This window comes from Microbacterium sp. (assembly GCF_036277215.1).
Taxonomy (GTDB): Bacteria; Actinomycetota; Actinomycetes; order Actinomycetales; family Microbacteriaceae; genus Microbacterium.
In genome coordinates, this window is record NZ_DASUNI010000001.1 from 1 (window position 1) to 10,850 (window position 10,850).

Below are 10,850 nucleotides of genomic sequence, written 5' to 3' on the forward strand. Positions count from 1 at the left end.
ACCGGGCCGAACCCGCCGTCACGCCGGCGCATCAGGTCGAGTGTCCAGCCGCGCACCTTGCCGTCGCCTCCGTAGACCGGCAGCCACGACAGGAACCCGTCCACATCGCCATTCGCCGAGACCGCGAGCGCCACGCGCACCTCGGGGTCCATCGCCTCGTCGAGGGTTCCCAGGGTGAATCCCATCTCGGGCAGCCCCTTGTCTCCGACCCACATCTCCGAGATGGCGCGCAGCTGCTGCTGGATGCCCCATGTCTCATCGGCGAGGCGCGTCATCCGGAAGGTCACCTCCTCGCGCGTCGCGCGATTGAGGGATGTGCGCACCGCCGACCAGGCCTTGCCGGTGAACTCGAGCCCCGGGAGGTCGACGATGGTGTCGTCGGCCACCACGAGGTGTCGCCAGGTGGAGGGGACGGCATCCTTCGTCGCATCGCCCGCGCTGAAGATGCAGGGGATCAGCCCGGCGCGCTCGGCCATCGTGATGAACTCCCGCACCGATGTCTCACGGGATGCGGCCGGCCCGAGCGGATCGGCCAGTGCGATGGCCACGCCCGCCCGCTTCTGGTACGCGACGATCCCGTCCGAGGTCCTGGCATAGCTGTTGCCGCCCCAGGTCGTCATCCAGGAGAGGGTGCCGCCGCCGTGCGCGCGCAGCTCCTCCTTGACGTCATCGACCGAGGGCTCTGCGCCTGTTCCCACGGTGGCCTTGCGGTGCGCGCGGAACGCGCCGCGGACCCAGATGAGATAGACCAGCAGCACCGCCCAGAGCGCCGACTGCGCGATCGCGACGCTGACGTCGCCGACCGAGCTCTCGATCCGAGCACCCGGGATGAACAGGAGCGCGAGGAACAGCAGACCCGTCAGAACGTTGAAGACGGCGAGGATGACGCTGAGCACCCAGGCCCAGCGCCTGCCGCGGCGGAGGCCGTTCGCGAGGATGAGGACGATGACGACGTCGATCCCGATGTCGAGGATCGATCCGTCGGTCGCGTCAGTGTGACCGAAGGGCCCGTCGGTCGGAACGAGGAAGGTCAGGACCTCGACGGCGAGCAGCGCGAGGATGCTGACGAACGCGAGGAGTCGCTGCTCCCGCAGCGTGATGCGCTGGATGCGCAGCGATCGGTCGATGACCAGGATCAGCCCGACGGCGAGGGCATGCTCGAGGTCGGCGAGGGATCCCCAGAAGAACAGTGTCACCGCGGTGTACCCGAGCAGCACGACCCAGGCGCGGACGCGCCAGGGGGCTGCGAGCAGGCCCGCCGCCGCAGCGAGGCACGCCATGGTGCCGCCCGAGGGGCCGACGTCAAGCGCCAGCGCCTCGGCCTGCGCCCACGGCCACGGCAGCATCGCGAACAGCCACAGCAGCAGGGCGCTGCCGAAGATCGCGAACAGCTGCCCGACGCCGAAATAGGCGACGGCCACGCGCGAGCCACGGCGGTACTCGAGGTAGGCCATGCCCGCGAAGCTCGCGATGGTGAACGGGTACACGAGCGGGTGGTTGACGAAGAAAGTCCCGGTGAACGGCGTCCACCACCGCCCCTCCAGGAGCGCGGGCAGGCCGTACGCGACCGTCTCGTAGAGCGGGGAGTCCTCGAACGGACTCCACAGCCCGGCGAAACCGATGCCGACGACGAGCAGAGCGACCACGAGCGACAGCGTCGCGGGCATCCGGGCGACGACGCGCAGGACGGGGTGACGGGGCCTGGTCTCGACGTCGGTCATGGGGTTCACGATAGCGGCGACCCCGCGCGACTCAGCGCCCGGCGAGCCGATCGAAGTTCGCCAGCGCGGAGGCGTCCTCGGCATCCCGCATGGCCCGCCGCGCGGCATCCAGAGCCGCCACCGGGTCCTGCGCCTGGCGGGCGCCGGCGAGCTCTCGCTGGGCCGACACCAAGCGGGATCTGGCGTCGGCGCCGGCCCGCGTGTGCGACACGGATGCCTCGGCCTGAGCGATCGCGTTGCGGGCTGCCGCAAGGGTGCCGGGCAGCGCCGTGCGTGCTCCGCGGATTCGCTGCTGAGCCGTGCGCGCGTCGCCCAGCGCCAGGTCGAGGCGGTCGCGGAGGCGTGCGATGCGATCGATTGTGCGAGTAGGCCGTTGCTCGGCATCCGCTTCGAGCCCGGTGAGTTCGGCTTCGAGAACGCGCAGCTCGCCGCCGAGCCGGGCAGCATCGACGGATTCGAGCTGTTCGCGCGTCACGAGCGCCTGGCGCAGGGCCGTGCGAGCCGCGGCGAACTCGCCGGCCACAGCCTGCGCTGCCTGCGTGACGAGCCGATGCGTCTCCTCCAGCGTTCGGGCCTCGGCCTCGGCGCGACGGAGCGCGCGCTCAGCCTTCGCCAGATCGGCGAGCGCCGTGCGGGTCGGGTCTTCCGCGGTCTGGGCGGCGGTCTGCAGCAGGGCTTCGGCCTGGTCCGCGCTCTCGACAGCGGCGCGCGCTGCGCGCGCGGCGTCCGCCCACTCGTCCTCCGCGAACCTCGAGGACAGCTCCGCCACGAGCGCCGCGGGGTCGCCCATCGTCGCGCGCAGGTCGTGCAGACGCTCCCGGGCGGCCGCGACCTGCGACGCCGCCGACACGTTGGCCAGCACCCAGCGCCCGTGCTCGGCGCGTGCCGCTGCGATCGATGCGAGCGCCTCGGTGCTGCGGCGCTCGATGCGCGCCGAAACGCGGCGGATCTCTTCGGGTGACGTGGTCGCCTGGGAGATCGCGCGATACTCCTCGAACGAGGCGTCCCGCACGTGCTGCGCGGTCAGACGCGCACGGCGAAGGGATGCCGGAGCACCGCCGCCGTACAGCGCCCCCGAGAGGCCGACCTCGAGATCGAGTTCGTCGACCGCATCGTCGAGCTGAACGAGGGTGATCCCCGCCTGCGCGCGAACGGCGTCCGCGGCGGCCCGACGGCGAGGCGATCGACGGGCGGCGCGGACCGCCCACACGATGACGGCGATGGCGATCGCCGTGACGCCGAACACCACCGCGGCGGGTACCGCCCACCCCAGGATCGGGCCGAAGACTTCATCCATCGGCATCCCTCACCAGAAGAAGGTCGCGAAGCTCGGCGACCGTGTCGACGGCCGCCTGCGCGCCTGCGGCCTCGTGCGGCCAGCTGAAGCCCCAGCGCACGAAGATCACGGGCACGTCGTGCGCCGCACCGCCCTCGACGTCGTGGTGCCGATCGCCGATCAGCACTGGACGGCTGGTGTCGAGGCCCGCCGCGGCGAGGCGGCGCAGCGCCTCGGCGACGATGTCGGCCTTCGCGGCGAGGGTGCGCTCGTCGGCTGTGGCCCCGACGATCGCGGCGAAGCAGGGCGAGAGGTCGAAATGATCCATGAGCGCCGCGACCTGCACCTCGGGCTTCGAGCTGGCGGTCGCCTGGGGAACGCCGGCCGCCGCGACCTCGAGGACGAGTTCACCCACGCCGGCGAACAGCTTCGCGCCCGTCGTGTAGCCGTCCGCCTTGCCGAGCGTCCGGTAGAAGGAGACGGCCTCGGCAGCCTGGTCGGGCGTCATGCCGCCCGTCACCTGGAACGACTCGAACATGGGCGGACCGATCCAGTGGACGAGTTCAGCCCGCGTGGGCGCGGTCTTCCCGAAGTGCTCCAGAGTGATCTTGAGGCGCCGGAGGATGCCGTCCGAGGCGTCGACGATGGTGCCGTCGACATCCCACAGAATGCATGTCCACGGTGATCGACTCCCCATCGCACCAGCCTATGGTGCGCGCGCCGCGGGTTCCTGCGAGCGGGTTCTTGTCAAAACAGCCGCGGGGCACCCGAGTCGATGCCCTTCATCCCGTCGTAGTCGAGGGTCAGACATCGGATGCCGCGGTCGGCCGCCAGCACCCGCGCCTGAGGCTTGATCTCCTGGGCTGCGAACACGCCGGTGACCGGTGCCAGGTGCGGGTCGCGCCCGAGCAGCTCGAGGTAGCGGGTGAGCTGCTCGACCCCGTCGATGTCGCCGCGACGCTTGATCTCCACGGCGATGGTTCCGCCGGCCGCGTTCCGCAGCAGCAGGTCCACCGGGCCGATCGCCGTGGGGAACTCCCGCCGCACGAGGGTGAGCCCGTCGCCGATCACGTCGACCTGCTCGGCCAGCAGGCGCTGCAGATCGGCTTCGACCCCGTCCTTGACCAGGCCGGGATCCACACCCAGCTCATGCGAGGTGTCGTGCAGCACCTCGTAGATGCGCACGAGCAGCGCGTCGCCGGTCTTCGCGTGGGTCACGTTCCACAACTCGACGACCCCGTCCTCGGCATCCGAGTCGTCCGGCGGTTGGACCGTCAGGCTGCAGGGCGGGCTCATCCAATTGAGCGGCTTGTACGAGCCGCCGTCGGAGTGCACCAGCAGGCTGCCGTCTCCCTTGTGCACGAGCAGGCGGGTCGCCAGGGGCAGGTGCGCGTTGAGGCGACCGGTGTAGTCCACCGAGCAGCGGGCGATCACGAGGCGCACCCGACGAGCCTAACCGGACGAGCGGATGCCGCCTCCCCGGGTCGCGCGGCGGGCGCTCACCCGGATCGAGTGCACGGCTCGGCGCCCAGTGCACCGCTTGCCGGCGTCGCGAAGCTGTGCGCTCGACGACCAGGCCGTGCACTCGAGTGCGGAACCGGCGGGCGGCGCCTACGGGCGGTCGGCGTTCTCGACGTGCTTGTGCGGGTGCCCGGCTCCGACGACCGAGCCCGCGATCGGCTTGGCGGCGCTCGACGCCAGCCCCGAGGCCACAGCCAGCCCGACGAGGATGTACAGCGTGTTCAGCAGGCCGATGTTCTCGCTGATGAAGCCCAGGATCGGCGGGCCGCACAGGAACGAGATGTAGCCGATGGTCGCCGCCGCGCTCACGCGGGCCGCCGCCTTGGCGGGGTCGTCTGCCGCGGCCGACATGCCCAGCGGGAAGCCGAGCGACACACCCGCACCCCACAGCGCCGCACCCACGAACACGAGCGGGATGTTGGGAGCGAGGATGAACAGGAGCAGGCCCCCGGTGGCGAGCGCAGCGAGCACGCGCAGCGTTGCGACCCGGCCGAACCGGTCCACGAGCGGACCTCCGAAGATGCGCACCACGGTCATGCTCACCGAGAACACCGTCAGGCCGAGCGCGCCCAGCGCCTGGGTCGATCCGTGGCCCTCGACCATGCCGAGAGCCAGCCAGTCGTTCGCACCGCCCTCAGCGAAGGCCATGCCGAGCATGATGATGCCGAGCGCGTACGTGCGCGGCTCGCGCCAGGCCGACAGCGCAGTGTGCAGCCGTTCGCGCCAGTGGCGCTTCTCCGCCTCATCGGCCGGGTCCATCGTGATCTCCCGTGCCGGAACGTTGGCGTGCGTCGCGAATGCGATCACCACGAGGAGGACCGCCATCACCGAGGTGTGCACCAGCACGTTGAGCCCCAGGACGACGGCGAGGGCTCCCAGCCCGGCACCGATGACCGTGCCGAAGCTGAAGAACGCATGGAACAGCGGCAGGATCGTCTTGCCGACCTGCTTCTCGATCGCAGCGCCTTCGACGTTCATCATCACGTCGACAGCGCCGTTCCCGAGGCCGAACAGCACAAGACCTCCCACCACGATCACGAACGAGTGCGCGATGTCGGTGCCGACGCCGATCAGCGCGACGCCGACGGCGAAGACCAGGATCGCGCCGAGCATCCCGGATCGCGCTCCGAACCGCGCCAGCACGACGGTCGCGAGGGACAGGCCGATGATCGAGGCGATGCCCGCGCCGAGCAGCATGAGGCCGATCTGGATGTTGTCCACGTCGAGCGCGATCTTGATCGCAGGCACACGGGACGCCCAGGTCGCGATGCTGAGGCCGCTCGCGAGGAAGATGGCGAAGACGGCGGCCCGCCAGCGCATGAGCTGCGAGCGGGTGAGGACGAGTTCCATGCCGGCCAATTTACGGAATCAGCTCGGCGTTGTCGAATCGTTTCGGTGACATCTCGAATCGATTCGGCTGGACCCGCTCCGGCGAGGTAGCATCGATCCGTCATGAACACCCGCAGGCCCACCATCACCGACGTCGCCCGCACGGCCGGGGTGTCGCCGTCGACGGCATCCGTCGTCTTCAGCGGCAAGACGGCCGTCTCGGATGCCACTCGTCAGCGCGTCCTGGACGCCGCTGGTTCGCTGGGCTACACGGGGCCCGACCCACGCGCCGCGTCGCTGCGGCGGGGACGCTCCGGCATCGTCGGCGTCGTGTTCGAAGAGCACCTGGGCGCGGCGTTCCTCGATCCGGTGAAGACCCTCATGATGGACGGCCTCGCGGACGGAGTCGCATCGATCGGCGCAGGGCTTCTGCTGCTGCGGGACCAGGCGCCGCTGGGCACGGAGCCGACGCTCACCACGGCTCCTCTGGATGCCGCGGTGCTCGTCGGCTGCAGCGGCCTGCTTCGCGAATCGCTGGCCGTGGTGACCGCTCGGGGCATCCCGGTGGTGGTGATCGAAGGCGACGCGGGCGAGGGCATCCTGCGGATCGAGTTGGACAACCGCGAGGCTCAGCGGCAGGCGGCCAGCCACCTGCGCGCGCTCGGCCACGAGAAGGTGGGTATCGTCACGCTCGCCGTCCGCGCCGGGTGGCAGCGCGGCTGGATCCCTGACGATGAGACGATCACCGTGGACGTCACCCGCGAACGGCTCGCCGGGGCCCGCGACGTGTTCCGCGACGCCCCGGCATTCGGCGCGGCGGCCAGTTCGATCGATGAGGGCTTGGCCGCCGGACGTGCGCTCTTCGCCGATGCCGCTGCGCGCCCGACTGCGGTCCTCGCGCAGAGCGACCTGCTCGCCGCCGGTGTGATCCGCGCGGCGGAAGAGGCCGGGCTGAGCGTGCCCGACGACGTGAGCGTCACGGGGTTCGACGGAATCGTCGTGGACGGGCTCGCGCCCTACGAGCTGACGACGCTGGTGCAGCCGGCCGCGGACAAGGGGCGAGCCGCTGGGCATGCCGTGGCGGCGATGCTCGCGGGGGAGACCGCCGCATCCATCCGCTTCACGTGCGTCTTTCGGGTCGGGAACACCAGCGCACCCCGCGCCTGAGCACCGTGCCCGCACCCTACGCGGAGGGAGGGCGCATCGCGCGCCGATAGACTGGATCCGACACCCCGATCGCCCGAGACGCCGCCCCCGCCGTCCGGCCGGCGACGCCAGCGCGCCGGGCGGGGGCGGAGCCCGCTTGAGGTCTGAGCCCGAGGAGGCCGCGCATGCTGATCCTCCTCAGCGCGTTCGCACTCCTGCCGCTCCTTCTTCCGTGGCTCGTCGGACGCCTCGGGGCCCGCGCGTTCTACCTGGCTGCACTGCTGCCGGTCGCCGCCTTCACGTACACCGCGATCCTGACTCCTGCGGTGCTCGCCGGAGACATTCCCTTCGAGGCATTCGACTGGATCCCGCCGCTCGGCATACAGCTGTCGGCTCGGCTCGACACGCTCTCGTGGGTGATGGCGCTCATCGTGACGGGCGTCGGTGCGCTCGTGATGCTGTACTGCCGCTGGTACTTCCGCGGTAAGACGGAGGGCGTGGGCCAGTTCTCGGCCGTCCTGCTCGCGTTCGCGGGCGCCATGTACGGCCTGGTCATCACGAACGACCTCGTCGTGCTCGTGATGTTCTGGGAGATCACCAGCGTGCTGTCGTACCTGCTGATCGGCTTCTACAACCGGCGCGGTGCGAGCCGCCGGGCGGCGCTTCAGGCGCTTCTGGTGACCTCGCTCGGCGGGCTGGTGATGCTCATCGGCGTCGTGCTGCTGGTCGTCGACACGGGGACTTCGAGCATCTCGCGGATCCTCGATGCGGCACCGACCGGCCCGGTCGTCGACGCGGCGCTGGTGCTGATCCTGGTCGGTGCGCTCAGCAAGTCGGCGATCTTCCCGTTCCACTTCTGGCTGCCCGGCGCGATGGCGGCCCCCACCCCGGTGAGCGCGTACCTCCACGCGGCGGCGATGGTCAAGGCCGGCATCTACCTCATCGCCCTCCTGGCACCCGTCTTCGCGGGGTCACCGGGCTGGCGTCCGATCGTCGTCGGGCTGGGTGTGTTCACAATGCTGCTCGGCGGCGTGCAGGCGCTGCGCGAGAGCGACCTCAAGCGCATCCTCGCGTTCGGCACGGTGAGCCAGCTGGGCTTCCTCACCGTCGTCGTCGGCTATGGGACGAAGGATGCCGCGCTGACCGGGTTGGCGCTGCTGATCAGTCACGCGCTGTTCAAGTCGGCGCTGTTCCTCGTGGTCGGCGTGATCGACCGCCAACTGTCCACGCGCGACATCGGCGAGCTCAGCGGCGTCGGCCGACAGGCCCCGGTGATGGCCACGTTCACGGCGATCGCTGTGGCGTCGATGATCGGGATCTTCCCCACCATCGGATTCGTCGCGAAGGAGGGGGTCCTCACCGCCTTCCTTCACGAGGCGGCCGGCGGCGCCGTCTGGGGGATCGTCGCCCTGGTCGGCATCGTCCTGGGCTCGATTCTCACGGCCGCGTACGGCATCCGCTTCTGGTGGGGTGCGTTCTGGACCAAGCGCGGCGCGGACGGTGCCGCCGTCGAACGCACCGAGTGGCCCGATCCGCCACTCGGATTCCTCGGGGCGCCCGTGCTGCTGTCCGGGCTGACGGTCGCGGCGGGCCTCGCCGCGCCGCTGCTGGATGTGGTGCTCGCGCCGTACGCCGCTCTCGCGCCGGCCTCGACCTCCGGTGTCGCGGCGCCGGAGCCTGCGCACCTCGCGCTGTGGCACGGGCTGGAGCCGGCGCTGTGGATCTCGCTCGGCACGATCGCGATCGGGGCGGCGCTGTTCGCGCTGGTCGTCGCCACGGGATGGCATCGGCGCGTGCTTCCGTTCACGGCGGCCGACGTCTACAACGCGGTGCTCCGCGGCATCGCCCGACTGTCGGTCCTGACAACCGGTTTCACTCAGCGGGGCTCGCTGCCGGTGTATGTCGGCACGATCTTCGTCGTCTTCGTGGCCGCCGAGGGCACCGCTCTGCTCGCGGGCTCGGACTGGAAGGCTCAGCTCGACGCCTACCAGACCCCGATGCAGCTCGTCGTGGCGCCCATCATGATCGCGGCCGGGCTCGTCGCAGTGCGCGCGCAGAAGCGCTACACCGGGGTGGTGCTCGTGTCGGTCACGGGCCTGGGCATGGTGCTGCTCTTCGCCACGAGCGGGGCGCCCGACCTGGCGCTCACGCAGATCCTCGTCGAGACCGTGACGCTCGTCGCATTCGCACTGGTGCTGCGCCGGATCCCCTCACGGATGGGCGAGCACAACGCGTCGGTCTGGCCGGTCGCGCGCGCGGTGCTGGCTGCCGCCGTCGGCGCGACCATGGCGGCCGTGGCGCTCATTGCGACAGCGGCGCGATCGGTGAAGCCGATCTCCGAGTCCTTCCCCGAACTCGCTTACGAACTCGGCCACGGCAAGAACGTCGTCAACGTGGCGCTGGTCGACCTGCGCGGCTGGGACACGATGGGCGAGCTGTCGGTGCTGATCCTCGCGGCGACCGGGGTGGCATCGCTGGTGTTCGTCACCCATCGAGCCGACACGCTGTCGCGCTCGACCGCCCCGCTTCCTCCCGCCGCGGCGCGCACGCGGCGTCCGCTGGTCGAGACGGACGAGGGTGTGCGCCCGCGCGGCGAGACCGGCGGAACCGAGCGAATGGCCTGGCTCGTGGGCGGCCAGCGGGTGCGCCCGGAGAACCGCTCGATCCTGCTGGAAGTGATCGTGCGCGTCCTCTTCCACTCGATCATCATCGTGTCGCTCTACCTCCTGTTCGCCGGTCACAACCTTCCCGGGGGAGGCTTCGCGGGCGGACTCGTCGCCGGAATGGCGCTCGTCATGCGCTATGTCGCGGGCGGCCGCTACGAGCTCGGTGCCGCCGCGCCGACGGATGCGGGACGGCTGCTCGGAACCGGAATGTCGATCGCGGTCGCGTGCGCGATCATTCCGCTCTTCTTCGGCGCTCCACCCTTGACGAGCACATACTTCGAGTTCGACGTGCCCCTGCTCGGCCACCTCGAGTTCGTGACCTCGACCCTCTTCGACGTGGGCGTGTACCTCGTGGTGATCGGGCTTGTGCTCGACGTCCTGCGCAGCCTCGGCGCCGAGGTCGACCGGCAGACGCAGGAGCTGCGCGATGTCGCGAGCGGAACCGCTCCGAGCAGGCAGAACGGGGTGAGCGTCTGATGGATGTGTCCCTGGTCCTGATCGTCGTCATGGCGGTGCTGTTCGCTTGCGGCGTGTACGCGATGCTCGAGCGCAGCCTCACCCGCGTGCTGATCGGCTTCCTCCTCCTGGGCAACGCCACCAACCTGCTTCTTCTCATCGTCATGGGCCAGCCCGGGGTAGCGCCGTTCTTCGGGGCGGCGGCATCCTCCGAAGGGATGTCGGACCCGCTCCCGCAGGCGCTCACCCTCACCGCGATCGTCATCACGTTCGGCATCTCGGCGTTCCTCCTCGCGCTCATCTACCGCTCCTGGCAGCTCGGCCAGGCCGACACGGTCGAGGATGACGCCGAGGACCTCGCGCTGCGCGCCCGCGGCGTCGCGGCCGAAGACGCGATGGACGACGAGACCGAGCTCGTCACCGACGACACCGTGACCGACTTCGTCGGCCTCGCGACGGCGCCGATCACGGTGCTGGGCAGCCGTGACTTCGCCGGCATCCGCGACGACGCTCCGACCGATCGCCCCACCGCCCGTCGCGAGGAGCCCCCGCGGCGCATCCGACCGCCCGGGAGCGGGGACGACGCATGAGCGCGCTCGTCCCGCTGCTGGTCACGCTGCCGCTCCTCGGCGCGGCGATCGCCCTGATCGCGGGCCGGCATCGCAAGACTCAGGTCGCCGTCTCGGTCGTCACGCTCACGGTCGTCCTCGTGATCGCCGCCGTGCTGCTGATCGT

General features: G+C 70.7%; 8 protein-coding genes. 3 read left to right on the forward strand and 5 right to left on the reverse strand.

What is annotated here, in order from left to right; genetic code table 11:
- The 5 genes from VFX99_RS00005 to VFX99_RS00025 all read right to left on the reverse strand — a co-directional run.
- Positions 1 to 1,721: DUF2156 domain-containing protein (locus VFX99_RS00005; RefSeq protein ID WP_329664267.1), on the reverse strand; the 1,721-nt coding region annotated here is incomplete at its 3' end.
- A gap of 31 nt (positions 1,722 to 1,752) precedes the next feature.
- Complete coding sequence (locus VFX99_RS00010; RefSeq protein ID WP_329664268.1) at positions 1,753 to 3,018, reverse strand: hypothetical protein; 1,266 nt, start codon at positions 3,016 to 3,018, stop codon at positions 1,753 to 1,755.
- Positions 3,011 to 3,694: an HAD hydrolase-like protein gene (locus VFX99_RS00015; RefSeq protein ID WP_329664269.1), complete on the reverse strand. Its 684-nt coding sequence runs from the start codon at positions 3,692 to 3,694 to the stop codon at positions 3,011 to 3,013. The genes VFX99_RS00010 and VFX99_RS00015 overlap by 8 nt, the downstream gene beginning before the upstream one ends.
- A 50-nt stretch (positions 3,695 to 3,744) precedes the next feature.
- Entirely contained in the window at positions 3,745 to 4,440 is a 696-nt protein-coding gene (gene nucS / locus VFX99_RS00020; RefSeq protein WP_329664270.1) for an endonuclease NucS, read from the reverse strand.
- Positions 4,441 to 4,608: 168 nt separating this feature from the next.
- Complete coding sequence (locus VFX99_RS00025) at positions 4,609 to 5,868, reverse strand: MFS transporter (protein ID WP_329664271.1); 1,260 nt, start codon at positions 5,866 to 5,868, stop codon at positions 4,609 to 4,611.
- A gap of 102 nt (positions 5,869 to 5,970) precedes the next feature.
- On the opposite strand from VFX99_RS00025, the gene VFX99_RS00030 reads away from it, so the two are divergent.
- The 3 genes from VFX99_RS00030 (at position 5,971) to VFX99_RS00040 (ending at position 10,705) form a co-directional block, all read left to right on the forward strand.
- Positions 5,971 to 7,014, forward strand: a complete 1,044-nt coding sequence (locus tag VFX99_RS00030) for a LacI family DNA-binding transcriptional regulator (RefSeq protein ID WP_329664272.1) — start codon at positions 5,971 to 5,973, stop codon at positions 7,012 to 7,014.
- Positions 7,015 to 7,178: 164 nt separating this feature from the next.
- Positions 7,179 to 10,136 carry a Na+/H+ antiporter subunit A gene (locus VFX99_RS00035; protein WP_329664273.1) on the forward strand — a complete coding sequence of 986 codons (2,958 nt, stop codon included), beginning with the start codon at positions 7,179 to 7,181 and terminating at the stop codon, positions 10,134 to 10,136.
- The gene (locus tag VFX99_RS00040; protein ID WP_329664274.1) at positions 10,136 to 10,705 is read left to right on the forward strand and encodes a Na(+)/H(+) antiporter subunit C; all 570 of its coding nucleotides are present in this window, start codon (positions 10,136 to 10,138) and stop codon (positions 10,703 to 10,705) included. Before VFX99_RS00035 ends, VFX99_RS00040 begins: the two co-directional genes overlap by 1 nt.
- Positions 10,706 to 10,850: the final 145 nt, after the last annotated feature.

Excerpts from the sequence above, each read along its gene's own strand:
- VFX99_RS00035 (WP_329664273.1), top strand. The coding sequence starts at position 7,179 with ATGCTGATCCTCCTCAGCGCGTTCGCACTCCTGCCGCTCCTTCTTCCG.
- VFX99_RS00015 (WP_329664269.1), bottom strand. The coding sequence starts at position 3,694 with ATGGGGAGTCGATCACCGTGGACATGCATTCTGTGGGATGTCGACGGC.
- VFX99_RS00025 (WP_329664271.1), bottom strand. The coding sequence starts at position 5,868 with ATGGAACTCGTCCTCACCCGCTCGCAGCTCATGCGCTGGCGGGCCGCC.
- VFX99_RS00040 (WP_329664274.1), top strand. The coding sequence starts at position 10,136 with ATGGATGTGTCCCTGGTCCTGATCGTCGTCATGGCGGTGCTGTTCGCT.
- VFX99_RS00010 (WP_329664268.1), bottom strand. The coding sequence starts at position 3,018 with ATGGATGAAGTCTTCGGCCCGATCCTGGGGTGGGCGGTACCCGCCGCG.
- VFX99_RS00030 (WP_329664272.1), top strand. The coding sequence starts at position 5,971 with ATGAACACCCGCAGGCCCACCATCACCGACGTCGCCCGCACGGCCGGG.